At 65.6% G+C, this 24,348-nt stretch carries 19 protein-coding genes and 1 other RNA gene; 8 read left to right on the top strand and 12 right to left on the bottom strand.

Annotation, left to right across the window (positions count from 1 at the left end):
• Window positions 1–32: 32 nt before the first annotated feature.
• Window positions 33–851 carry a class I SAM-dependent methyltransferase gene (locus tag C8C98_RS01345; protein ID WP_099656158.1) on the bottom strand — a complete coding sequence of 273 codons (819 nt, stop codon included), beginning with the start codon at window positions 849–851 and terminating at the stop codon, window positions 33–35.
• Here C8C98_RS01345 and gloB point away from each other — a divergent pair.
• Window positions 850–1,632 carry a hydroxyacylglutathione hydrolase gene (gene gloB, locus C8C98_RS01350; protein WP_121452827.1) on the top strand — a complete coding sequence of 261 codons (783 nt, stop codon included), beginning with the start codon at window positions 850–852 and terminating at the stop codon, window positions 1,630–1,632. The two genes, C8C98_RS01345 and gloB, sit on opposite strands and share 2 nt — an antisense overlap.
• Window positions 1,629–3,146: a transglycosylase SLT domain-containing protein gene (locus tag C8C98_RS01355; protein ID WP_121452828.1), complete on the top strand. Its 1,518-nt coding sequence runs from the start codon at window positions 1,629–1,631 to the stop codon at window positions 3,144–3,146. Before gloB ends, C8C98_RS01355 begins: the two co-directional genes overlap by 4 nt.
• Before the next feature lie 64 nt (window positions 3,147–3,210).
• Here C8C98_RS01355 and C8C98_RS01360 read toward each other — a convergent pair whose 3' ends face one another.
• The 6 genes from C8C98_RS01360 to dnaX form a co-directional block, all read right to left on the bottom strand.
• The gene (locus C8C98_RS01360) at window positions 3,211–3,363 is read right to left on the bottom strand and encodes a DUF3096 domain-containing protein (RefSeq protein WP_099656161.1); all 153 of its coding nucleotides are present in this window, start codon (window positions 3,361–3,363) and stop codon (window positions 3,211–3,213) included.
• 66 nt (window positions 3,364–3,429) lie between these two features.
• Window positions 3,430–4,482, bottom strand: a complete 1,053-nt coding sequence (locus C8C98_RS01365) for an ABC transporter substrate-binding protein (RefSeq protein ID WP_121452829.1) — start codon at window positions 4,480–4,482, stop codon at window positions 3,430–3,432.
• 401 nt (window positions 4,483–4,883) lie between these two features.
• Window positions 4,884–5,309 carry an MAPEG family protein gene (locus tag C8C98_RS01370; RefSeq protein WP_099656163.1) on the bottom strand — a complete coding sequence of 142 codons (426 nt, stop codon included), beginning with the start codon at window positions 5,307–5,309 and terminating at the stop codon, window positions 4,884–4,886.
• 99 nt (window positions 5,310–5,408) lie between these two features.
• On the bottom strand, window positions 5,409–5,999 hold the full coding sequence (recR, locus tag C8C98_RS01375) for a recombination mediator RecR (RefSeq protein WP_121452830.1): 591 nt from the start codon (window positions 5,997–5,999) through the stop codon (window positions 5,409–5,411).
• Between the two features lie 309 nt (window positions 6,000–6,308).
• Window positions 6,309–6,641 carry a YbaB/EbfC family nucleoid-associated protein gene (locus C8C98_RS01380; RefSeq protein WP_099656165.1) on the bottom strand — a complete coding sequence of 111 codons (333 nt, stop codon included), beginning with the start codon at window positions 6,639–6,641 and terminating at the stop codon, window positions 6,309–6,311.
• A 39-nt stretch (window positions 6,642–6,680) separates the two neighbouring features.
• Window positions 6,681–8,738 (bottom strand): DNA polymerase III subunit gamma/tau, encoded by a 2,058-nt coding sequence (gene dnaX, locus C8C98_RS01385; protein WP_121452831.1) that lies wholly within the window; start codon window positions 8,736–8,738, stop codon window positions 6,681–6,683.
• A gap of 101 nt (window positions 8,739–8,839) precedes the next feature.
• On the opposite strand from dnaX, the gene ffs reads away from it, so the two are divergent.
• An RNA gene (gene ffs / locus C8C98_RS01390) (signal recognition particle sRNA small type) lies at window positions 8,840–8,936 on the top strand.
• Window positions 8,937–9,102: 166 nt separating this feature from the next.
• On the opposite strand, the gene C8C98_RS01395 is transcribed toward ffs, so the two are convergent.
• The 4 genes from C8C98_RS01395 to C8C98_RS01410 all read right to left on the bottom strand — a co-directional run bounded on the left by C8C98_RS01395 (window position 9,103) and on the right by C8C98_RS01410 (window position 17,072).
• Window positions 9,103–9,288 (bottom strand): hypothetical protein, encoded by a 186-nt coding sequence (locus tag C8C98_RS01395; protein ID WP_121452832.1) that lies wholly within the window; start codon window positions 9,286–9,288, stop codon window positions 9,103–9,105.
• 127 nt (window positions 9,289–9,415) lie between these two features.
• Window positions 9,416–10,744, bottom strand: coding sequence for a TIGR03862 family flavoprotein (locus C8C98_RS01400; protein ID WP_233574637.1), 1,329 nt, complete (start codon window positions 10,742–10,744; stop codon window positions 9,416–9,418).
• Between the two features lie 161 nt (window positions 10,745–10,905).
• Window positions 10,906–14,469: an exodeoxyribonuclease V subunit beta gene (locus C8C98_RS01405; RefSeq protein ID WP_121452834.1), complete on the bottom strand. Its 3,564-nt coding sequence runs from the start codon at window positions 14,467–14,469 to the stop codon at window positions 10,906–10,908.
• On the bottom strand, window positions 14,466–17,072 hold the full coding sequence (locus C8C98_RS01410; protein WP_121452835.1) for a PD-(D/E)XK nuclease family protein: 2,607 nt from the start codon (window positions 17,070–17,072) through the stop codon (window positions 14,466–14,468). The genes C8C98_RS01405 and C8C98_RS01410 overlap by 4 nt, the downstream gene beginning before the upstream one ends.
• A 109-nt stretch (window positions 17,073–17,181) precedes the next feature.
• Here C8C98_RS01410 and trxA point away from each other — a divergent pair, with 109 nt between their 5' ends.
• The 5 genes from trxA (at window position 17,182) to C8C98_RS01435 (ending at window position 22,976) form a co-directional block, all read left to right on the top strand.
• A complete protein-coding gene (gene trxA / locus C8C98_RS01415; protein ID WP_099656170.1) occupies window positions 17,182–17,514 on the top strand; it encodes a thioredoxin TrxA in 333 nt (110 codons plus the stop codon).
• Window positions 17,515–17,788: 274 nt separating this feature from the next.
• On the top strand, window positions 17,789–19,051 hold the full coding sequence (gene rho / locus C8C98_RS01420; protein ID WP_056067265.1) for a transcription termination factor Rho: 1,263 nt from the start codon (window positions 17,789–17,791) through the stop codon (window positions 19,049–19,051).
• 272 nt (window positions 19,052–19,323) lie between these two features.
• Window positions 19,324–19,581 carry a type B 50S ribosomal protein L31 gene (locus tag C8C98_RS01425; protein ID WP_099656171.1) on the top strand — a complete coding sequence of 86 codons (258 nt, stop codon included), beginning with the start codon at window positions 19,324–19,326 and terminating at the stop codon, window positions 19,579–19,581.
• A 139-nt stretch (window positions 19,582–19,720) separates the two neighbouring features.
• The gene (locus tag C8C98_RS01430; RefSeq protein ID WP_121452836.1) at window positions 19,721–21,427 is read left to right on the top strand and encodes a hypothetical protein; all 1,707 of its coding nucleotides are present in this window, start codon (window positions 19,721–19,723) and stop codon (window positions 21,425–21,427) included.
• Between the two features lie 157 nt (window positions 21,428–21,584).
• Window positions 21,585–22,976, top strand: a complete 1,392-nt coding sequence (locus tag C8C98_RS01435; RefSeq protein ID WP_121452837.1) for an MATE family efflux transporter — start codon at window positions 21,585–21,587, stop codon at window positions 22,974–22,976.
• Here C8C98_RS01435 and phoR read toward each other — a convergent pair.
• Window positions 22,968–24,293: a phosphate regulon sensor histidine kinase PhoR gene (phoR, locus tag C8C98_RS01440; RefSeq protein ID WP_121452838.1), complete on the bottom strand. Its 1,326-nt coding sequence runs from the start codon at window positions 24,291–24,293 to the stop codon at window positions 22,968–22,970. The two genes, C8C98_RS01435 and phoR, sit on opposite strands and share 9 nt — an antisense overlap.
• Window positions 24,294–24,348 lie beyond the last annotated feature (55 nt).

Raw genomic sequence — 24,348 nt, forward strand, 5'->3', positions numbered from 1 at the left:
GCAAGCCATGCGTGGCCTGCGCAGCCCCTGGGTCAACGCCTGCGCACCGGGCCACCTGGGTCCGTGCGCCGCACCACGGGCACCGTGGCGGCCACGCGGGCCTTGCCAGAGCGCCAGGCAGGGCCCAGCAGGCGCATGCCATGGACACGCTTGACCGCTACCAAAAAATAGGCCGCGCCAAAAATGGGCCACCACTTTTCGCCCAGCGGGTCCACCCAGGCAAAGCGCTCCAGCCACTCGGCACTGCGCACCGCTGGACGATAACAGCCAAACTGGGCCGACTCGACCTCAAAGCTCAACAATCGCAGCCAGTCACGCAAGCGCCCAAAGCCAATGAACTCACCAGCATCTGGCAAGTACAGCGAGCCCCCCATCCAGCGCTGGCACAAGCGCACCCGCATCTGGCGCAGGGCCCACAGGCTCAGGGGGTTGAGCCCGGCAATCACCACACGCCCCTCGGGCACCAGTACACGCTCGACCTCGCGCAGGGCCATGTGCGGGTCCTCGCTCAACTCCAGGGTGTGGGGCAACACCACCAGGTCCAGGCTGGCACTGGGAAACGGCAACGCCACAGGCTCGGCCCACAAGGCCACCGCGCGCGGCGCATCAGGGGGGATGGGGCCGCCCCAGTCGCCCGGTTCATTCAGCAATGCATCTGCGCCCAAGGCAAGCCACTGGTGCGGCATGCGGTTGGTGCGCAGGCCATCAATGCGGGGCATGCCCAGCTGCACAGCGTGGTAGCCAAAGATGTCGGCCACAGCCTCGTCCATGCAAGCCTGCTCCCAGGCCAGCAGGTACCGTCCAGGCGCAGAGTCGAACCACTGGTGCAAATCTATAATTTGAGAGCTCATGAACTTGCTGCCGCTACCCGCCTTTACCGACAACTACATCTGGATGCTGCACGACGCGCAGCATGCGGTGGTGGTGGACCCTGGAGACCCCGCGCCCGTGCTGGAGGCGCTGCAGTCGATGGATCTGTCCTTGCAGGCAATTCTAGTCACCCACCACCATGCCGATCATGTCGGTGGCGTAGGGGTTTTGCGTGAGCACACCGGGGCCCGCGTGTACGGCCCGGCAGGCGAAGACATCCCCCGGCCCCTCACTGGCCTGAGCCAGGGCGATCAGGTGAAGGTGCTGGGCCTCACGCTGGACGTACTGGACGTACCCGGACACACCGCCGGGCACATTGCTTATTACGGTGCTGGCGTTGGAGGCGGGGGCGAGCCCATGCTGTTCTGTGGCGACACCTTGTTCTCGGGTGGCTGTGGTCGGTTGTTTGAGGGGACTCCGGCACAAATGCACACATCGCTCAGCCAGCTCAGTGCACTGCCCGACAACACACGGGTATGCTGCGCGCACGAATACACACTCTCTAACCTGAAATTTGCGCTGGCGGTGGAACCCGCCAACGCAGCACTGCTCAACTACAACGCCTGGTGCCTGGCCCAACGGGCCGCCAACCGCCCCACGTTGCCATCCCACATGGCGCTGGAGCGCAGCATCAACCCATTCCTGCGGGTTCAGCAGCCAGAGGTTGCACGAGCAGCCAAGGCCCACGCGCCGCAGATCGACAGCAACGACGCAATCGCCGTACTGGCCGCATTGCGCACTTGGAAGAACGAGTTTCGATGAAATTTCTGCACATTGCCAGCCTGCTTGGCATGCTGTGGCTGACAGGCTGCGCCACCACCGGTGGAGCGCCGGATACCGCCAGCAACTCGCCCAACGAAACACCCACCAGCCGGCAGGCAGGCCACACGCCACTCATCCCCAAGGGGCCGCTGCAACCCATCACGGCCGCCAATGCCTCTAGCCGCGAAGTGGCATCGCTCTCCGCTCCCGCCGATCTGTGGGATCGCATCCGGCGCGGCTTTGCCATGCCCGACCTGCAACACGATCTGGTGCAAGACCGCGAGCAGTGGTATGCCAGCCGACCAGACTACATGCAGCGCATGACCGAGCGCTCCAGCAAATACCTCTTTCACATCGTCGAGGAACTGGAGCGGCGCGGCATGCCCACCGAGCTGGCCCTGCTGCCTTACATTGAAAGCGCCTTCAACCCACAGGCCGTCTCCAGCGCCAAGGCAGCGGGCATGTGGCAATTCATGCCCGCCACCGGCAACTACTTCGACCTGAAGCAAAACGCGTTTCGCGATGACCGGCGCGATGTGCTGGCCTCCACCCGTGCAGCGCTGGACTACCTGCAAAAGCTCTACGGCATGTTTGGCGATTGGCACCTGGCACTGGCCGCCTACAACTGGGGCGAAGGCAGCGTGGGCCGTGCCATTGCGCGCAACCAAAAGGCAGGCCTGGGCACCAGCTACACCGACCTGAACATGCCCGCAGAAACACGCATGTATGTACCCAAGCTGCAGGCCGTCAAAAACATCGTGGCCAACCCGGATGCCTTCAAGACCGAACTGCCACTGATTGAGAACCACCCCTATTTCCAGACGGTGGACGTTACCCACGACATCGATGTGTCGCTGGTGGCGAGCCTTGCAGGCATCCGCGAAGCAGATTTCAAGGCGCTGAATCCCTCTTTCAACAAACCCGTGATCCTGGCCGCAGGCACCCCACAGATCCTCTTGCCCTGGGACAACGCCAAAGTCTTCCAGCGCAACCTGGAAGCCCGCAGCGAAGGCCAGTACGCGAGCTGGACCGTGTGGTCGGCCCCCAGCACCATGAGTGTGGCCGAAGCGGCACGCCGCACGGACATGAGCGAGAACGACCTGCGCAGCCTCAACAACATCCCTCCGCGCATGCTCATCAAGGCGGGCTCGGCCTTGATCGTGCCGCGCAGCGCCACCACGCGCCAGGATGTGTCATCGCACCTGGCAGACAACGGCCAAGTGGCGCTCGCCCCCGAAATCGTGACGCGGCGCACCTCGGTGCGGGCCGCCAAAGGCGAAACAGTGGCCAGCATTGCGCAGCGCTACAAGGTCAGTGCCGCCAACGTGGCCGATTGGAACGATGTGAAGCTGAGCGCCGCCTTCAAGGCCGGACAACAGGTGGTGATGTACCTGCCCGTGCGCCAAATCGCTGCCGCCGCACAGCCACGCGTGCAGGCCCGCAGCAGCGCCAGCAAGACCGCATCCGCCCCAACGCGCCGTGGTGGCACGCCCTCTAAGGTACGCCGCCGCTGAGCACGCCCCTGCACACACTCCACAAAGCGCCTGCAAAGACAGGCGCTTTGTGTTTATGCAGGCCTCAAAGGCGCAGCGATGCCATGCCCATCAGGCCCAAAATTCCCATGATGATGAGGTACAGCGCCACGATGGTGCTGAGCAAACGGGGCATGACCAGGATCAGGATGCCAGCAATCAGGGACACCAAGGGGCCGATACTGAGACTCAACGACATGGCGGGTCTTTCTGCACAAAGTGAAACAGGCCGCTATCTTGCCCGAGCGCACCCCGCCCTGCGCCCTCACACGTTGAATTTTTGCCGTGCCTTGCGCACCCAGTCGTTCGAGAAGGTACGCGCCAGGTCTACCTTGCTGCCCGCCAGCTCAGGATAGGCCAGCGTCAAAGTGCGCAACGCCACGCCAGGCCCATCGTCGGGCATCAGCCCGTTGGGAGAGAAGGTCTCACGCATGCGATAGAAGGCGGTCAAATACAAAGCCCTGTCGCTGGCCAGGTGGGCCGTGGGCAGCGCCTTGACCATGTCGGCAGGCTCAGCCGTCTGCAACCACTTGAGCGTGTGCACCATCGCATGCACCAGGGCCTGCACCTGCTCGGGGCGCTTTTGGACAAAGGGCTGGGCCGCATACAAACAGCTGGCGGGCATATTGCCGCCAAACAAGTCCTGCGAAGACTTGAGCGTGCGCGCATCGGCCACCACGCGCAGGGCCAGCTTTTGCTCGGCCTGCGCCACGATGGGGTCTGAATGGCACAGCGCGTGCACCTGCCCCGCACGCAGGGCTGCCAGGGCTGCCGCCCCAGAAGGTGTGGCGACAAAGGTCACATCCTCCGGCGCCACGCCCTCACGCGCCAGCACCCAGCGCGCAAAGGTGTGGGTGGAAGAGCCCGGGGCGGATACACCAATGCGCCGCCCGACCAGATCACGCACGGATTCAAACTTGGGTAGCGCGCGCTGCGATATGCCCAGGGCCACTTGCGGCGCCCGCCCGTGCAGCACCATGGACCGCAACGGCAGCCCACGCACCTGCTGGCGAATGGTGTGCTCGTAAGCCCCGGAGACCACATCCACCGCGCCCTCTTGCAGCGCCTGCAGAGCCAACGCCCCAGCAGAAAAATCGCGCAGCACTACGTCCAGCCCCTCGGCTCGGAAAAAACCAAGCTGGTCGGCCAGCAACACGGGCAGATGGAACATCTCGCTTTGCCCCGCCACCGCCAGCGTCACCCGCCCCAGGTCGCCCACAGGGGCCGACTGGGCGCCCAGCAAGGGCGCAAAAACGCCAGCCGCGTATGCAACGGATGCGGCCCCCAGGGTACGGCGGTGGATCAGAAAACGCGACATGGAATCAAGACAGCCCAGAAAAGTGCAACGCACACAATGCAGCGCAGCAAAAAACAAAGATGCTGCACTGCAACAATTGTGCCGGAGCCATGGGGCGAAAACATCAGGGATCACCCCTGCGGGCTTCTACGTACCGTGAAAAAGGTGGGGAAACCGTCGAAAAACGGAGGTAACCAGCGGGCAACACGGGGGGACAACAAGCCCGTGCACCCGTCACAGGCCTGCAAGCCGGTTCTACGACGGCTCTACGACGGCTATAAAGCCGAAGCGCCCCCACCGCGCAGACCAAGGCTTGCCTGAATCTGCACCGTAGAGGCGCGTGGATGCGGTCGATGGAAACAAATCGGGCGACAAAAAGGCGCTCAACGTCTCAGCACGTTGGCAGCCACAACCGCCCTGGGTCAGTGATAGCCCACAAACAGGATGGCAATGTTCACAAAGAACGCAGCCCCCCACACCGCACTGCGGGCCGTGGGCATGTTGGACACGTACATCATGATGTAGAAAATGCGCAGCATGATGAACAGCATGGCCAGCAAGTCCAGCCAGGTCTGCCGAGCCCCGAGCTGGTGCGCAATGATGACCGCGCCGATGAAAAACGGCAGCACTTCAAAACTGTTGGCCTGCGCGGCGTTGGCACGGGCCCGCCAATCCGACTGGCGGGCCAGCCAGCCCCGCGGGTCGCTGTTGTCGAAGCCGCCCTGGTCTACGGGCTTGCCGAGGGCGCCCCGCTTGGCGATCCAGGCGCACACGATGGGCAGCAACGCGGCCACCAGGACGCACCAGTACGCCACCGTGAAGCGGGCCAGTTGCATGGATGTGTTCATTTTTAAGCCTTTAAGGGCCCAAAGCCCCTGTTTATAAGCGCTAGCCGCTATGAATTCGGGAGTATTCTACCCACGATGGTCAGGCCTCAGGCCCGCACTTCAGCGGCGGTCGACCAGCGCGTGCGCAATGGTGCCCAGGTCCACGTACTCCAGCTCGCTGCCCACCGGCACGCCGCGTGCGAGGCGGGTCACATGCAGGCCCCGGCTCTTGAGGGCCTCGCTCAACACATGCGCGGTGGCCTCGCCCTCGGCATTGAAGTTGGTGGCCAAAATCACCTCTTGCACCACGCCATCGCTGGCGCGCTCCATCAGCTTGTGCAGGCCAATCTCCTTGGGACCAATGCCATCGAGCGGGCTCAGGCGCCCCATCAGCACAAAGTACAGCCCCTTGAACGCCCCCGTGCGCTCCAGCGCCGATTGATCGGCCGGGGTCTCCACCACGCACAGCCGCGAAGCATCGCGATCTGGGTCCAGGCAGGTGCTGCAGATGTCGTCTTCGGTAAAGGTGTGGCAGCGCGCGCAGTGGTGCACGTTCTGCACCGCACCATGCAGCGCCACCGACAACGCCTCGGCCCCATCGCGGTCATGCTGCATCAAATGAAACGCCATGCGCTGCGCAGACTTGACCCCCACCCCCGGCAAACGGCGCAGCGCCTGAATCAAGACATCAAGGGCGTTGGTGGAGGACATGGGTGGGTGGCAATCAGGGGACGTGGGGATCGGAATACGGGAGGTGCGGTGAAAAGCTTCGACAGGCTCAGCCTGAACGGTGAGGGGATCGCCACGGCTTCGACAGGCTCAGCCCGAACGGACTGGGGAAAGATCAGAAATATCCCATCCAAACCCTGCCCTTCCCCTGCCTTCACACCCCACCCTCAAGGGCGTAGCGAGCGCCTGCCAGGCTAGGCGGACGGAGCACAGCAACCGGAACGTACTTAAAGTACGTGAGGATTGCGAGCACCGCCCAACGACGCATGGCTGGCGCGCAGTAGCCAGACCTCAGAAAGGGAATTTCATGCCGCCGGGGAGGCCTGGCATCCCTGCTGTCAGCTTGCCCATCTTCTCCGACGAAGTCTCCTCAGCCTTGCGCACCGCCGCATTGAACGCAGCCGCCACCAGGTCTTCCAGCATGTCCTTGTCTTCGGCCAGCAGGCTCGGGTCGATGGTGATGCGTTTGACATCGTGCTTGCAAGTCATCACCACCTTGACCAGGCCTGCGCCCGATTCGCCTTCCACCTCGACAAACGCCAGTTCGTCCTGGGCCTTCTTGAGGTTGTCCTGCATGGCCTGGGCTTGCTTCATCAGGCCGGCGAGTTGTCCTTTGTTGAACATGGATGGTTTCCTTTTTTGAAAAATGACGAGGGTCAAAAATTACAGCGGCTTGATGCTGCCCGGCACGATCTTCGCGCCGTGGTCGCGCATCAGCGTCTGCACATAGGGGTCGTTCATCACGGTTTCTTCGGCCAGGCGCTGGCGTTCGGCGGCAGCGGCGGCGTTGCGGCGGGCGGGGCTGTCGATCACGCGGCCCACCTCCACGCTGATCTGTGTGGCGTGGCCTGCGGCCTCTAGCGCCGCGCGCAGGCGCTCGCGGGCGGTGGGCTGGTTGAGCGATTCGCGCTCCACCCGCAGCAGCCAGTGGGCGCCATCGCGCGCCACCAGTTGGGATTGCAAGGCCAGCTCGCGCACCAGGGCGGTGATGGCCTCGGCCGCCACCAGCTGCTGCACCGTGGCGTGCCACACGTCGCCCTCTTCGGTGGGCGTGTAACGGGTCGATACCGGTGTGGGGGCCGACAGGGGCAAGGGCTGCAAGCGTTCGCTGGGCTCAGACGCCTCACGGACCGGGATTGCTACCAATTCAGGAGCTGCTTGCGCTTGATTGTTAAGCGCTGGAGGCAGATTTTGTTCTGAATTTCGAGCCGCATGCGCTGGCGGAACGGCGGGGGCAGGTACCGATCCATCGTCCGCGTCAGGCCAGGGAGGGGGTTCGCTGCCAGCGTCATCCCACGGGGCAACGGCATTGGCTGGGACAGCCGCCGGGGCGGGCGCCGACACAGGGGGCTGAGCCGATGGCACGGCCCGGGGCGCAGGCTCTGGTGGCTGCGCAGCGGCAGGAGCCATTGGGATCGTTGGGATCGTTGTGGTCGTTGGAGCGGAGGGAGCCAACGCAGCGGGAGGCACCGGCTCGGCAGGGGCTATGGGCGGCAGTGGGGCAGCCTGCGGAGCAACCGCTGCAGGCTGCACGGCAGGCGCCAAGGCGGGGGCAGGGGTCGATGGCAGTGCGGGCTCAGGCCGCGTCAGAGTTTTTTTTTCAGCCGGGTCTGCAGGGGCTTTGAAGGCCAGCAGGCGCAGCAGCACCATGGTCAGCGCGGCGTATTCGTCGGGCGCCAGGCCCAGTTCGCCCCGGCCGTGCAGGCATAGGCTGTAGAGCAACTGGGTTTCGTCTGCGGGCATTTCGCCCGCCAGGCGGGCGGTTTCCACGGCTTCGGGGTCGTTGGCGTCTACGGCCTGGGCCATTTGCGGCACGGCCTGGTACACGGCCATGCGTTGCAGCACGGCGCTCATTTCTTCCAGCGTCGATGCGGCCGACAGGCCGTTCATGCGCAGGGCATCGGCCGTTTCCACCACGGTTTTGCCATCGGCCTGGGCCAGCGCGTCGATGAGGCGAAAGACGTAGGAACGGTCGACCGCGCCCAGCATCTGGCGCACACCGGCTTCTTGCAACTGGCCGCTGCCGAAGGCGATGGCCTGGTCGGTGAGCGAGAGCGCATCGCGCATGGAGCCCCGCGCAGCGCGTGAGAGCAGGCGCAGCGCCTGGGGTTCGGCGGGCACGTTCTCTTGGGCCAGCACACGGGTGAGGTGGTCCAGCACCGTCTCGGGCGCCATGGGGCGCAGGTTGAACTGCAGACAGCGGCTGAGCACCGTCACGGGCACCTTCTGCGGGTCGGTCGTGGCCAGCACGAACTTGAGGTACTCGGGCGGCTCTTCCAGCGTCTTGAGCATGGCGTTGAACGCCGTGTTCGTGAGCATGTGCACTTCGTCGATCATGAAGACCTTGAAGCGGCCCTGCACCGGCTTGTAGACGGCCTGCTCGAGCAGGCTCTGCACCTCGTCCACGCCCCGGTTGGACGCTGCGTCCAGCTCGGTGTAGTCCACAAAGCGGCCGCTGTCGATGTCGGTGCACGCTTGGCACACGCCGCAGGGCGTGGCGGTGATGCCGCCGTTGCCATCCGGCCCCTGACAGTTGAGCGACTTGGCCAGAATGCGCGACACCGTGGTCTTGCCCACGCCGCGCGTGCCGGTAAAAAGGTAAGCGTGGTGCAGGCGCTGCTGGGTCAGCGCGTTCGACAGGGCCTGGACCACATGCTCCTGCCCCACCATTTCGGTGAAATTGCGGGGGCGGTACTTGCGGGCGAGCACGAGATAGGACATGGGCGGGATTCTACGGGCTGGGCGGTGCCCGCTCTTTTTGCCGCACCCACAAATCCCCTGCACTCCGCAAAGTGCCCAGCATCCGAAGTACAATCCGCGCTGACGGGCCTCCCCGCATGGCAAAGCAGCCAACCGGGTCAGGTGGGGAACCAAGCAGCCCTAACTGTAGAGTCAGTGCCGGGGGTAAGGCTCGTCAACTTCTTCTTTGAATGCCATGCACGCCATGTGCATCGCACCCCGCGCCAGCAGGCGCACCCCAGGTGCATCGTTCCCCCACAGTGATTGCAAGCATCGGCCAATGCCAATAACCCTTGGCCGCTGACGCTCGCCAGGCTGGCCTTGTGCCGATCTCTGAAGCAGGCGCTCAGCGCCCCACACCCGACTCGCGCATGAATTTTTCCATCTCTTCCAGCGTGGAGACGATGGTTTTCAGCTCGGATTCCTTCTCGCGCAGTTCGGCAATGGCCGCCTCGTGGGAGCGAATCTGCTCCTGCAGCTCAGCGATCTGGGCTTTCATGCCGACGATGTGAGGGGCATTGGACTGGCTCATACAAATTTCCCTTTCATTGACACGTTGCCAGTAGAGGACGGGTGCATGGTATCCCCCAGAGGCTGTTTAGAGGGGACACAACCGCACACCCATCGCTATCAATCTGATAGCTACCAGCGCTTACCCATCAGGCGCTACGACCCAAAAAAGCCAAAACACCCTGCCCCGCCTGCACACCACTGGCCAAACAGGCGGTAAGCAAATAGCCCCCTGTGGGAGCCTCCCAGTCCAGCATTTCGCCTGCGCAAAAAACGCCCGGGGCGGCCTGGGCCATGAGGTGCGCGTCCAGCGCCTCAAACGTGACGCCGCCCGCTGTGCTGATGGCCTCGTCGATGGGCCGGGTGGCCACCACGGTAATGGGCAGCGCCTTGATGGCGTGGGCCAGGGCCACGGGGTTGTTCATGCCGTCTTTGCCCAGGTGCTCAAACAGCACCCCGGCCTTGATGCCGTCGAGCCCCAGGCGGCTTTTGAGGTGGCTGGACAGTGAGCGCGAGCCGCGCGGGTGGCGCACTTCCTGCAGCACACGCTCTGGGCTGTGGTCGGGCAGCAGGTCGAGATGGAAAGTGGCGTGGCCGTGGGCTTCGATCTCATCGCGCAAAAGGTGTGACACGGCGTACACCAGGCTGCCCTCCACGCCTGTGGCCGTAGCCACAAATTCACCCCGGCGCTGGAACTGCTGGCCGGTGCTGCTGGTAAAGCCCAGCGCCACGGACTTGAACGGCTGGCCTGCAAAGCGCTCCACAAAATGGGGTGTCCAGCCCACGGGCGCGGCGGGGGTGCGGCCCAGCAGCTCTTGCAAAAAGGCGCGGCGCGTTTCGCCTGCTGGGGCGTGCATGCCTGCCACGTCAAAGCCGCAGTTGGACGGGCGCAGGGGCGCCACGGCCACGCCGCGCTCGGCCAGCAGCGGCACCCAGGCACCGTCAGACCCCAGCCGCGCCCAGCTGCCGCCGCCCAGGGCCAGCACCACGGCGCGACAGGTCACGCGGCACTCGCCGGCAGGGGTGGCAAAGCGCAGGACATGCGCTGAGGAGGGTGTGAAATCAAGCGCTTGCTGCGCAGGCTGAGCGGCTTGCGCAGCATCGTGGTCGTTGGCCCAACCCAGCCAGCGGTGGCGCATGTGCAGCTGCACGCCCTGCCCGCGCAAGCGGTGCAGCCAGGCGCGCAGCAAAGGGGCGGCTTTCATATCGGTGGGAAAGACCCGGCCCGAAGTGCCCACAAAGGTCTCCACCCCCAGGCCCTGCGCCCAGGCGCGCACCTCGGGGCCGCCAAAGGTGCGCAGCAGCGGCTCGACCTGCGACTGGCGCGCGGCATAGCGGCTGGCAAAGGGCTCGTGCGGCTCAGAGTGCGTGAGGTTGAGCCCGCCCTTGCCCGCCAGCAAAAACTTGCGGCCTACCGAGGGCATGGCGTCGAACAGGTGCACGGCCACCCCGGCCTGGGCCAGCACCTCGGCCGCCATCAGGCCCGCCGGGCCACCGCCGATGATGGCAACGTCACACGACAAGGCTCCCGCAGGCAGGGCTGGCGCAACGGGTGTGGGGGAAGAAGAGAGGGTGTGGGACACGGGAGAACCTTGCTAAAAAGAGGGGCGTTGCGCGGGTTGAGGGCCCTGGATTTAGGTCAAAACAAGGAGCCTTGCGCAGAATCTGCAGGCCCCGGCGCGGCGCGCGGGCGTTCGGACTTCGGGGCCGCGGCCGAGGCAACGGGGGCGGAAGTATGCCCCACGCCAGAGGCCGGGGCGGCCGATGGGCCTGCCTTGCCTCCCTCGCTCCCCCCCCCACTCGCCCCTGTGCCACCCGCAGGCCCATCGCCCACCCGCACCATGCGCCCATCGCCCGTGAGGAAGGCCGCGTGCACCACCTCGCCCGGCATCAGGGCCTGCACAGCCTCGTGGTAGCGCTGCAGTTGCACCACCAGCGCCTGCTGGCGCTGGGGCTGGGCGGCGCTTTTGTAGTCCAGCACCCACCAGCCTGCCACGGCGTCATCTGCAGGAGACGCACGGCGCTGTACCAGCCGGTCGATGCGCAGGCTCTGGCCCTGGTAGTGCAGCGGGGCCTCGTTGATGGCTGTCTGCACCTGGGACGGGTCCCAGGCCCAGGCGCCCTCGCCCGCCAGAATGCCCTGTGCCATGCGGGCGGCCAGCTCGGCGGCAGCCGGGGCGATGTCGTGGTCGCTGGCCAGCCGGGCGATGCGCGCCGCAGGCCAGCCGTGGGCGCGCAAGTCGGCCAACGGGGCCCCGGCCACACCGGCCTGCTCCAGCAGCTGGTGCATGGCGTCGCCCTGGCGCGACAGGGGGGTGGAGTCGCCATCGCCGGGCATGGCCACGGGCGTGGCGCCACTGGGGTCGGCGGCGGCCACTGCACCCGGTTTGGTGCGGGCACTTCGCAGGGCCTCGGGCAGGGGTTGCAGCGCGGCGATGGTGAAGGTGTCGGGGGTTGCCCCGGCCCCGGCGGCAGGTGCCGGGGCGATGCCTACGTCCACCTCGGTCACCAACTGAGCCAAGGGTGTCAGCCGGTTCCACCAGCTGCCCGGCGCCGAATTGCTGGGCTGCACGGACGACAGCGCCAGACAGTGCTTGGCGCGTGTCATGGCCACATAGAGCATGTTCAGCTCCTCGCGGCTGCGGGCCTGCTGCTCGGCGACGAGTGCGTCCACCGCGCTGGGCGGCGGATTCGACTCACTGGCCAAAAAGACGAAGGCCGAGGGCACGGTCTGCTCACCAGGCCAGTCCACCAGCACGCCCATGGTCTCGGCTTTTTGCGGGCGGGTGTCGGTGTCCAGCAGCAGCACGCAGTCGGCCTCCAGCCCCTTGGCGCCGTGCACCGTCAGCAGGCGGATGGCCTGCGCGTCGGCACGGCCGGGGGCACGCACGCCGCCCTTCTTCATGGCCCGCACCAAGGCATAGGGCGTGAGGTAACGGCCCCCATCGTGCTGCAGCGCTGCGGCCAGCAGGGCGCGCAGGTTGGCCTGCACCGACAGGCGCTGGGTGGGGGGTGCGGCGGCGGCAAAACGGGCCAGCAAGTCGCCATGCTCGTAGATGGCATGCAGCGCATCGTGCGGAGGCAGGCTGCCTACCCACGCCTGGTATTGAATCAAAACAGGCCCCAGCGCTTGCATATCAAGCGGTAGAAGCTCACTTTTTAATAGCAAATCAAACCAGCTACTGCCCGTATGTTCAGGCTGGCGGCGCAACACGGCCAGGGCCACCAAAGCGTCATCGCCCAGGCCAAACAACGGCGACTTGAGCGCGCGGGCCAAAGGCAGGTCGTGCGTGGGCGAGACCAGCACATCCAGCAATGCCACCATGTCCTGCACCTCGGGCGCGTCGAACAGGTCGGCCTTTTCGGGCTGCACACAGGGCAGGTGCAGGGCTCGCAGGGCGTCTTGCATACTGGCCAGGCGGTCGCGCTTGCGAGCCAGCACCAGCACCTCTTTGGGCGGGGTGCCGCTGGCGATTTGGGCGGCCACCCAGGCGGCGGCCTGGGTGCATTCGCGCATGCGCTGGGTTTCTTCAGCCTCGTGCCGAGGTTCGGTCAGGCTGTCGCGCCAGGCCAGGGCGTCGCGGGCTGCGCCTTGGTTGTCGTCGTCCGCATCGGTGATGGCGGGCAGGCGCAGCAACTGGCCGGGATGCTTGGATTCTGTGGTGTGGTCGCGAAAGCCGCTGGTCTCGTGCTGCGCCTGAGCCTCGCCCATCACGGCGTTGACGGCACCGATCACGCCCTGCGCGTTGCGGCGTGTGTGGTCGCAGCTCAGCAGGTCGCCGCCCAGCCCGTCGCGCACAAACGCCTGCGCGGCGATGAACACCTGCGGCTCGGCGCGGCGAAAGCGGTAGATGCTCTGCTTGGGGTCGCCCACAATGAACACACTGGGCGCGGCCGACCCACCACCCGAGCCAGCGTAGCCCGACAGCCACGCGTGCAGCGCCTGCCACTGCAGCGGGTTGGTGTCCTGAAACTCATCGACCAGCAGGTGGCGGATGCGCGCGTCCAGCCGCTCTTGCACCCAGCCAGAGAGGACCGGGTCGGCCAGCATGACCAGGGCCGTGCGCTCCACATCGTTCATGTCCACCCAGCCGTGCTGCTGCTTGACGGCAACAAACTGCGCAATCAGGCAGCGCGCCAGCCGGGCCATGCGCTGCTGGTGCTGCCAGGCCTCGTGCTGGCGGCGGGCGGTGAGCAGGCGCTGCAGCTCGGGCTCGGCCTCCTGCGCGGCGGGGAACTTCTCGAGGTTCTTGGACAGGCGGTCTTCCTTGGCCACGAACATCGCACGGCGCAATTGGTCCAGGCGCTGGTTCAGGTCGGTGCAGCCCAGCGCGTCGATGATGGCGTCGGCCGCCTTTTGCGGGGTCTTGTTGGACTCGGCGCCCAAAGCGCTGGCACGGCTGCGCCAGCGCTGCAGGGCGGCCTCGGTCTGCAGCGCTTCGGCGGGCTCTGCCAACGCGGCCAGGTCGGGGTAGGCCTGCTGGAACGGCGGCACCGATGCATCCACAACGCCTTCCGCGTCGGCCAGGTCAAACTCCACCCGCTTGGCCAGCGCCGCTGCCAGCGCCTTGTGGGTTTGTGATCGGCCATGGCGGGCCACCACGGCTTCGTAGTCGGCACGCAGGCTGGCGCTCTCCGCCACGGTCTGCAGAAACGGCGGCCACACCTCGCGCACGGCCTCGGCATCGTCTTCCAGCAGCTCAAAGTGCGCGGGCAGACCTTGCTGCTGCAGCAGCGCCAGCGGGGCCGTGCCCAGCAGCGCGGCAAACCAGCTGTGGAAGGTGCGGATCTGCACCGGGCGGCCAGCCCCCAGCAGCTGGCGGTATAAATTTTGTAGCGCCTCGCGCTTGTCCAGTGCGCCCTGGGGGCTGATTCCGCGTGCAACCAGCTCTGCCGGCAGCTCTTCCAGCGGCTTGTGGCTGAACTGCTCCAGCCATTCCTGCAGGCGCTGGCGCATCTCACCCGCGGCCTTTTTGGTGAAAGTGATGGCCAGGATTTCGTGCGGCGCACAGCCGTCCAGCAGCGCCCGCAGCATGCGCGAGACCAGCATCCAGGTCTTGCCCGCACCGGCGCAGGCCTCCACCGCCACGCTGCGCGCGGGGTCGCAGGCGATGGCGTAGAAGGCCTCGCGCGAGACGGGACGGCCGTTGTGTTCGTAGGCGGCCTGGATGGGTGGGTTGGCCTGGGGAGTGCTGTCGGTCATGGCGTTTGTTGCACGGGCGGCGCCTGCTTAGCGTCCGCCCAATAGTCTTTGCGGCACAGGCCGCGCACAGCACAGAACTCGCACACCGAGCCCTCGCCCAAAGCAGGCAGCGGCGCACCAGCGGCGATGCGGGCCATGTCGTGCTGGATGCCTTCGATCAGCACATCGCGCAGGTGCACCACCTCGTCCTGTTCGTGCAGTTGTGTCTCACCGCGCTCGCCCACGTTAACGTAGGCGGCGCGCAGAGTGTCGTGGCTCAACAAGGCGGCGTAGAAGGCCAGTTGCGTGTCCTCGGCCCCGGCCTTGATGCGCTGGCGGGTGACGCTGTCGCTTTCGGTCTTGTAGTCAATCACCAGCGCCGTGGGCTCGCCAGTGGACGAGACGCCGTCGATGCGGTCGAGGGTTCCGATCAGCTCCAGGTCGCCCAGCGGCTGGCGGGCCTTGACCTCGGCCTGGCGGAAGCTGGCGCCCTGCTGTTCGTGCCCCGCCAGCCAGTGCAGGTAGCCATCGCGCAGTTGCGACCAACCTGCGGCAAAGGGCAGAAAGTCGCCGTCTTGCAGGCGCTGCTCGTGGGTGACGGCCTCGGCGGCGGCGTCCATTCGGGCGCGGCGCTCGTCCGCACCGTCGGCGGGCTCGGCCAGCAGGGCTTCATGAAAGCGCTGCAGCACGGCATGCAGCCAGTTACCAAAGTCCCGCTTGTCCACGGCAGCGTCCAGCTCGTCGGCCTCGCGCAGGCCCAGTTGGCGCTGGGCAAAGAAGCGGTAGGGGCAATGGCGCAGGTCGGAATACGCGGTGGACGAGAGCTGCACCACGGGCAAGGCCTGGCCCACGGGCTGCGGGCGCTGCGTGGGCGTGGCGAGCACTTCGCGTGCGGCGCGGTCGTCCGTGCCGGGCGTGGCAGTGCCCTCAAGTTGCAGGGCCAGCACCAAGGCGCTGGCCAGCAGCGGCTCGCCCCCCTCGTCCCCTGTGCGCCACAGCACATCCACCACCGGCGTGCGCAGGGCGTGCGCCCAGGCGGCCCGCTGGGCGGCTTCGAGCGACTGGCGTGTGGGCAAGCCCCAAGCCTCGCGCTGGGCTTGGGACCAGTCGCCAGCGGGCTCAGGCGCGGCTTGCAGGCGCTTTTCATCGCAGCCCGGCAGCACAGCGGCAGCAAACGGGCGGGCCAGCAGTTGCGGCAGGGGCACCACCACCACGGGCGCATCGGCGGCTTGCGCGGCCACGTAGCGCCCGGCTTCGAGCACGTCTTTGGCCCAGCGGGTGAATTCGGCCAGTGTCATGCGGCGGCCCGCGCCGCCATCCCCGGGGCCCCAGCCCTCCAGCTCGGCCTGCTGGCCGTCTTGCAGGCGCAGCGCCGCCAGCACGCGCATGCCCGCAGGGTCAGCCTGCAGGCCCTGCCACTGCCCCGCCTGCTCCAGCACCGCACGCAACGCGGGCAGCCACTGCGCCAGCGGGCGGGCGGTGCGCAGGGTGTCGCGCCAGGCCTCCACCGTGGCCACGGTGCGGGCCAGATGGGGCTGCGCGCTCAGGTCGCGGGCTGCGGCGGCGCTCCAGTGCTGCACCACGCCCTTGCGCAGCCATTGCTCCAGGCGGTTGACCTCGCCCGACATCAGCGCGGGAGTGTGTTTGATCCAGTCCAGCACCGCGTTGGACGAGGCATTCCACGCCGCAGCCTGCAGCGCCGCCATGACCCGCGAAGCGGCGCGCGTGGTGGAAAGAATCCAACCGCTTTCATCGCGCACCAGCACCCCGCTGCTGTCCAGGTGGGCCAGCACACGGCGGATCAAGGCCCGGTCAGTCGCAGCCAGCGCCACGGGCACCCGGCCATCGCGGACATGGGCCAAAACGCAGGCGGCGGCGCGGTGGGCTTCGTCTTCGGCATCGGTGGCTGTGTGCAAAGCGAGTTGGGGCGGCGCAGGGACTGCATCGACCAATGCCGGCAACGCAACGCGCACGCCGCACTCACCCCAATGGGCCATCAGGGCCGGGGTCAGTGCGTCGGACTGAAACCCTTCGAGCACCACCACGGCATCCACCGCCGCGCGCACGCCCGGCTCAAACAGCACATCGGTGGCGTGGCGCGAAGCCAGCACCCATTCCAGCGCCAGGCGCGCCACCAAGGCCTCGTAGTGCAGGGAGCTGCCCTCGTCCGCGCTGGCTAGAAGTGTGCGGGCCCCATCGCCCCAAGCCACTCGCTGCGCGGGGGGCACGGCCGCCACGACAGGGGCCAGTTGGGCTGCGGCCTCTTGCAGCGGCGTGGCCAGCATCTCGCGCTGGGCGCCCTGGCCCACGCGGTCGAGCAAGGCACGGGCCGTGAGGGTGTCGCGCGCCACGTCGCCCGCAAAGTCATCGGCCGAAGGCTCAAACACCTGCAATTGGCGCGCCCAGTTGCGGCTGGTTTCAAAGCGCGGAGCAAAGCCTTGCGGAAACTGCAGCGCCCAGTGGCGCTGGGCCCAGGGCATGAGCTGGGCGTAAGGCACCAGCACCACGGTGCGCGCCAAATGGGCACCGTGGGCCTGGGCATGCACGGCCACCTGGGCCAGCGCACGTTGCCACAGGGCCGCGCCCAGGCCCGTGCCATGATCGCTTTTCGCTATGACAGTCATAGCGTCACAAGCCCCGGCCATAACGGTGTACGTGGTATTGGTTTCTGTCACAATGCCCAGACTTTAAACGTACACCGGTCACAACCCGCTCAAAATCAAGGAATCCGCCATGGCCAGCGAACTCATCAAACATGTCTCCGACGCCAGCTTTGAAGCCGACGTGCTGCAACCCGGCACCCCGGTGCTGGTGGATTACTGGGCCGAGTGGTGCGGCCCCTGCAAAATGATTGCCCCCATCCTGGACGAGGTCGCAGGCACCTACCAAGGCAAGCTGCAAATCGCCAAGATGAATGTGGACGAAAACCGTGAGATCCCCGCCAAGTTCGGCATCCGCGGCATCCCCACCTTGATGCTGTTCAAAGACGGCCAACTGGCCGCCACCAAAGTGGGCGCCATGAGCAAGGCGCAACTGACCGCCTTCATCGATCAGCAATTGGCCTGATCCCCAAAGCCTCGCTGGTTTGCTGCCTGCGGGGCATTTTTTTAGGGTGCGTGCGGCACCCGATGGCACCAAAGCCTCGTTGCAGCACTAGCACCTATTGCGATCACGCAAAGCGGCTGCATTTTTTCCTGTCATAATTCCTTCAGATCACCGGCCTGCACGCACTGGCAGACGGACCAAGATCCCCGGCAAGTCGGACCTGCAAACAGCAGCCCATCTGGCACCAGCCCCCACTCCCCCAAGATTCTTACCAGCTCCGCCAAGGAGTCATTCCATGCACTTAAACGAACTCAAGGCACTGCACGTGTCTGAAGTCCTGAAGCAGGCCGAAGAACTCGAAATCGAAAACACGGGCCGCATGCGCAAGCAGGAGCTGATGTTTGCCATCATCAAAAAGCGCGCCAAGGCGGGCGAGCAGGTGTTTGCAGACGGCGTGCTGGAAATCCTGCCCGATGGTTTCGGCTTTTTGCGCAGCCCTGATACCAGCTTCACGGCCAGCACCGACGATATCTACATCAGCCCCAGCCAGGTGCGCCGCTTTAACCTGCACACGGGCGACATGATCGAAGGCGAAGTGCGCACCCCGAAGGACGGTGAGCGCTACTTTGCGCTGACCAAGCTCGACAAGGTCAACGACGGCCCGCCAGAGCAGAACAAGCACAAGGTGATGTTTGAGAACCTGACGCCCCTGTTCCCCAAGGAGCAGATGCGCCTGGAGCGCGACGTCAAGAGCGAAGAGAACATCACCGGCCGCATCATCGACATCATCGCGCCCATCGGCCGTGGCCAGCGCGCACTTATTGTTGCCCCGCCCAAGAGCGGCAAGACGGTGATGATGCAGCACATCGCCCACGCCATCACGGCCAACAACCCCGACGTGCACCTCATGGTGCTGCTGGTGGACGAGCGCCCTGAAGAAGTGACCGAAATGCAGCGCACGGTCAAGGGCGAGATCATCGCCTCCACCTTCGACGAGCCCGCAGCGCGCCACGTGCACGTGGCCGAGATGGTGATCGAGCGCGCCAAGCGCCTGGTCGAGCTCAAGAAGGACGTGGTCATTCTGCTCGACTCCATCACCCGCCTGGCCCGTGCCTACAACAACGTCGTGCCCTCCAGCGGCAAGGTGCTGTCGGGCGGTGTGGACGCCGCCGCGCTGCAGCGCCCCAAGCGCTTCTTCGGTGCCGCTCGCAAGGTCGAAGAAGGTGGCTCGCTGACCATCATCGCCACCGCGCTGGTCGACACCGGCAGCCGCATGGACGAAGTGATCTTTGAAGAATTCAAGGGCACGGGCAACTGCGAAATCCACCTGAACCGCCGCCTGTACGAAAAGCGCGTGTTCCCCGCCATCGAGCTCAACAAGAGCGGCACCCGCCGCGAAGAGCTGCTGCTGGCGCCCGAGATCCTGCAAAAGACCCGCATCCTGCGCCAGTTCATGTACAACATGGACGAGATCGAGTCCATGGAACTCATGATCAAGAACATGAAGGCCACAAAAACGAATGTGGACTTCTTCGACATGATGAGACGAGGGGGGTGACAACCCCCTGAGGCGCTGTCGCGCCTTCCCCCTTCTCTCGAATTGCTACGCAATTCGGGAAGGGGGACACCGCCAGCGCGGCGGGGCGGTCCTTGCGCGGCGGTTCTGGCCCAGGCCACGCCAGTTTCAGCGGTCACAGGCCATCGCAAAAATGCTGTCCGACCGCCTGTGCAATAATAGAGGGCTTTTTCTGCGGAAAGTACGCTGGATGTTCCACGGTGCAAAGGTTGCCCCGGGTCCTGCACGGCTCCCGCACTTGACAAGGATTGATCATGAAAGAAGGCATTCACCCCAATTACCGCGAAGTGTTGTTCGTTGACCTGTCCAACGGCTTCAAGTTCGTGACCCGTTCTTGCGTGAACACCAAGGAAACCGAAACCTTCGAAGGCAAGGACTATCCTCTGTTCAAGCTGGACACTTCCTCTGAATCGCACCCCTTCTACACTGGCACACAAAAGTCGGTGGACAACATGGGCGGCCGCGTGGAGAAGTTCCGCAACCGTTTCGGCAAGACCACCGCAGCGAAGTAATTCGCGGCCGTTTCGCCAAAAAGGCAGCCCGGGCAACCGTGCTGCCTTTTTTCTTTGGTTCTGGCTCTTTGGTTTTGCCTTTATCCTCGGCAACGCCTCTTTTGTTCGACCCCCTTCACCTTCCTGCCTGGCATCTCGCGTGACCCCCCCCACACCCGCCATCGTTAGCCAAAAAGCCGCCAAAGCACTGCCCCGCTGGGCCCTGCTGTTGCTGTGCATGGCGTATGTCATCCCGGGCTTTGTGGTGCGCGACCCTTGGAAGAGTTCTGATGTCAGCGCCTTTGGCTACATGCTGGAACTGGCGCGGGGCAAGACGTCCTGGTTGAACCCATTGCTGGGTGGGGTAGCCCCCGAGACAGATGGCCTGCTGCCCTACTGGCTGGGGGCCTTGGCCATCCAGTGGGCGCCCGCAGGCATATCGCCCGACATGGCTGCGCGCCTGCCTTTTGTGGGGCTGCTGGTGCTGACCCTGGTGGCCACCTGGTACGGCGTGTATTACCTGGCCCGCAGCCCTGCCGCCCAGCCGGTCGCGTTTGCGTTTGGTGGTGAGGCCCTTCCCACCGACTACGCCCGCGCCATGGCCGATGGCGGGCTGCTGGCCCTGCTGGCCTGCCTGGGGCTGGCGCAACTCTCGCACGAGGCCACCAGTTACCTGGTGCAGTTGTGCTGCACCGCCCTGGTGTTTTTTGGTTTCGCAGGCCTGGCGTTTCACCGCGTGGCACCTGCGCTGGCCCTGGTGGCCGGGCTGGCAGGCCTGGCGCTGGCAGGTGCGCCCACACTGGCCACCTTGCTGGGCCTGGGTGGGGCCTGGCTGCTATGGCATGCACCGGCCCAGGAAGTAGCGCACCGCCGCACCTGGGCCTGTGCCACCGTGGCGCTGCTGGCAGCCATCGCCGGGATGACCTGGCTGCTGGACCTGTGGGGCTGGCGCATTGTCAGCATTGCGGCAGGCGGCAAGGAATGGCTGAGCCTGGCACGCCTGCTGCTGTGGTTTGGCTGGCCTGCCTGGCCTCTGGCTATCTGGACTTTGTGGCGTTGGCGCAAGCAGATTGCCAGTGCCCAATGGCACCGCCACCTGTGGCTACCGCTGTGGTTTTCGCTGGTGTCCATCGGGGCCACCATCACCACCAACCCGGCAGACCGAGCCCTGCTTCTGGGCCTGCCGGCCATGGCCACACTGGCGGCCTTTGCCCTGCCCACCCTCAGCCGCGCCGTGGCAGCGCTGATCGACTGGTTCACGTTGCTGTTCTTCAGCCTTTCAGCCCTGGCCATCTGGGTGATCTGGATTGCCATGCAAACCGGCGTACCCGCCAAACCCGCAGCCAACGTGGCCAAGCTGGCGCCTGAGTTTGCGCCCTCCTTTTCATGGATCGCTTTGCTGGTGGCGCTGGCCGCTTCGGTGGCTTGGTGCAGCCTTGTGTGGTGGCGTGCCTCACGCGACCGAGCCGCCATCTGGAAGAGCTTGGTGCTGCCCGCCAGCGGTGCCGCGCTGGGCTGGCTGCTGCTCATGACGCTATGGTTGCCTTTGCTCAATCACGCGCGCAGCTATGTGCCTCAGGTGCAAAACATGCTGCGGGTAATGCCAGATGCGCCGCAAAGCTGCGTGCAGACCTATGGGCTCAGCCGCGCGCAAACTGCGGCCTTTCAGTACCACGGCGGGCTCACCCTGCAGCCTGCCGACAGCAAGAATGACAACAAGGACTGCAACTGGTTGCTGGTGGATGCGAGCGCATGGCCTGCACCTCCGGGCGTTGTTCAGGCCGCTGAGTGGACGCCCGTCGCCAATGTGCCCCGACCCACCGACAAGAACGACCAGGTGCTGGTGTTCCAGCGCACCTCGCGGTAGCGGCCTTAGCGCCAAAGCCCATCCGCCTGTGCCGCCCGATCCAGGGCGACAGCGCGGTCTGCAATGATGCCAATGGATCGTGCAGCACGGCCGCACGCTCCGTCTGCCATCGAGCCTCGCTACACAAGTGTCAGCCACGTCCCCACCCCAGTCCCGCATGACTAACGCCCTGCCCCGTATTCAAGACAAGCCCCCCGAACTGCCCCAGATTACACGCCACGCGGCCACCGTGCTGGCAGGGCAGTTGGCGGTGATGGCGTTTGGCGTCACAGACACCTTGGTCGCAGGCCGGGATGGCGAAGCGTCATTGGCGGCACTGTCGGTGGGCTCGGCGATTTTCATCAGCATTTATGTGGGCCTGATGGGGGTGCTGCAGGCGCTGATGCCGGTGTGGGCGCAGCAACGTGGCGCAGGCGACCTGCCAGCAATAGGGCGGTCGGTGCGGCAGTCGCTGTACCTGTGCGCAGCAGCATCGGTGCTGGGCATGGGACTGCTGCTGTCACCCGCTCCCCTGCTGCGATGGACCGAAATCCCGCCCACGCTGCGCGCCGAGGTGGTGCAATACCTGGCGGTGCTGGCCTTCGCACTGCCTGCTGCGCTGCTGTTTCGCATCTACAGCACACTGAACCAGGCGATGGGCAGGCCGCAGTTGGTGACCTGGCTGCAGGTGGGCTCGCTTTTTATCAAAATCCCGCTGTCCATCTGGTTCACGCTGGGCGGCGCGGGCTTGCCCGCCCAAGGGGTGGTGGGGTGCGCCTGGGCCACCCTGATCGTGAACTACACCATGCTGGGACTGGCGCTGTGGCTGTTGCGCACCCAAGGCATCTACGAGCCCCTGCAACTGTGGCGCCCGCTGGAGCGCCCCCATGGCCCCACACTGGGCAGTTTCTTGCAACTGGGCGTGCCTGCGGGCTTGGCCATCATGGTGGAGGTGACGTCATTCACTCTGATGGCGTTGTTCATAGCTCGCCAGGGCACGACGGCGGCGGCGGCGCACCAGATCGCCTCGAACATGGGGGCGCTGCTATACATGGTGCCCCTGTCACTGGCGATTGCCACCAGCACCCGCGTGAGCTACTGGCTGGGCGCAGGCGATCCGCAGCACGCCCGCCGCATCGTTTATATGGGCTTTAGGGTTGCAGCGCTCACAGGTATTGCGCTAGCAGCTATGTTATTTATAGCAAACCATGCCATAGCCAGCCTGTACTCGGGCAGCCCTGCCGTGGTGGCGGTGGCGTCGGGCCTGCTGCTGTGGGTAGCGGCCTACCACTTGACCGATGCCTGCCAAACCTTTTGCGTCTTTGTGCTGCGCAGCTACCACATCACGGTGGCGCCACTGGTGGTGTATTGCCTGCTGCTGTGGGGCCTGGGGCTGGGGGGCGGCTACCTGCTGGCCTACGGCACGTGGAGCCCCTGGGCGCAGATGGCCCACTCACCCACCGCATTCTGGGCCTGCAGCGCCCTGGCCCTGGCCATCACCGCAGCCGCGTTTGGCGCGATGCTGCTCAAAGCCGCCGCACGGACGGCGCAGCCCCCGCCATCAGCGTAGGCGATTGGCCGGGAAGGAGACCGAGAACGTCGAGCCTTTTCCTACCTCACTGGCGATGTTGAGCGAAGCACCGTGGCGCTGCAACACATGCTTGACGATGGCCAGCCCCAGGCCAGTGCCTCCGGTTTCCCGCGAGCGGCTGCGGTCCACTCGGTAAAAGCGCTCCGTCAGCCGGGGGATGTGTTCGGCCGCAATGCCTGGCCCGGTGTCTCGCACGGAGAACAGGGCCGATCCATCGCTGCTGCGCTCCCAGGTCACCGTGATGCTGCCGCCGACCGGCGTGTAGCGGATGGCATTGTTGATGATGTTGGAGAGCGCGCTTTGCAACTCAGCAGGCACCCCGGCAATATCACCCATGGCGCGCAACTGCTCGAGCGCAGGAAACCCCAGCACATGCGGGCGCGCCTGGTTCGGCGTAAGCAGTGAGGACAACGCCCGAGCTTCCTCTTCGCAGCGGTGGAGCAACGCCTGCACGGGCGTCCACTCCGAAATACCAGGCGGCGGACTGCCTTCCAGGCGCGAGAGCGTAAGCAAATCCTGCACTACGCTCTGCATGCGCGAAGCCTGCTGCGCCATCATGCCCAGGTAACGGTTGCGCTCCTGTGGCGAAAGCTGCAGGGTCTGCAAAGTCTCCACAAAGCCGATCAACACCGTCAACGGCGTGCGAATCTCATGCGACACGTTGGCGACGAAATCGCGGCGCATGGCATCGGCCTGCTCCAAGGCCGTCACATCGCGCGACAGCAGCAGTTTGCGCCCGTCGCCATAGGGGTGCAGATGCACCGAGATGCGAACGGGGCGTGAGGGCTTGCTGTCGCGCCCCTGCAGCACCACGTCGTGCGAAAAATCATGTGCGGCGTAGTAGGCACTGAAGTCCGGGTCGCGCACCAGGTTGCCGATGGACTGCATCACATCGCGTTGCGCATCGATGCCAAACTGGCTGGCAGCGATCTGGTTGCACCACTCAATATGGCCTTCGCTGTCGAGCAGCACCACGCCATTGGGCGTGGCCTGCAGCGCGGCCAGAATCTCGTGGAGCCGGCTCAGACTGTCCTGTTCTCTGGCTTCACTTTGGCGCAGCAGTCGGCGAGCACGGTCAGCCGCTTCGCCCCACATGCCGCGCATATTCGGAGCCTTGGCCAGCTCACCCGTGCGCAACCACAGCAGCACGCGAGCCCCGCGCGATAAGTCCCAGACAAACCAAGCCCAGGCCGCCACCGCAGCCCCCGCTGCTGCGCCCCATGGGCCCGCCCGCCACCAACCCAGCCCGCCTCCGGCCAGTTGCCAGGTCAGGAAAAACACAAAACGCCAAAACATGCGAGACGCACAGCTTTCTCAAAAATGCGGGCCATTTCGATGGCAGGCCCGCCTG

Source organism: Acidovorax sp. 106, from assembly GCF_003663825.1.
GTDB lineage: Bacteria > Pseudomonadota > Gammaproteobacteria > Burkholderiales > Burkholderiaceae_C > Acidovorax.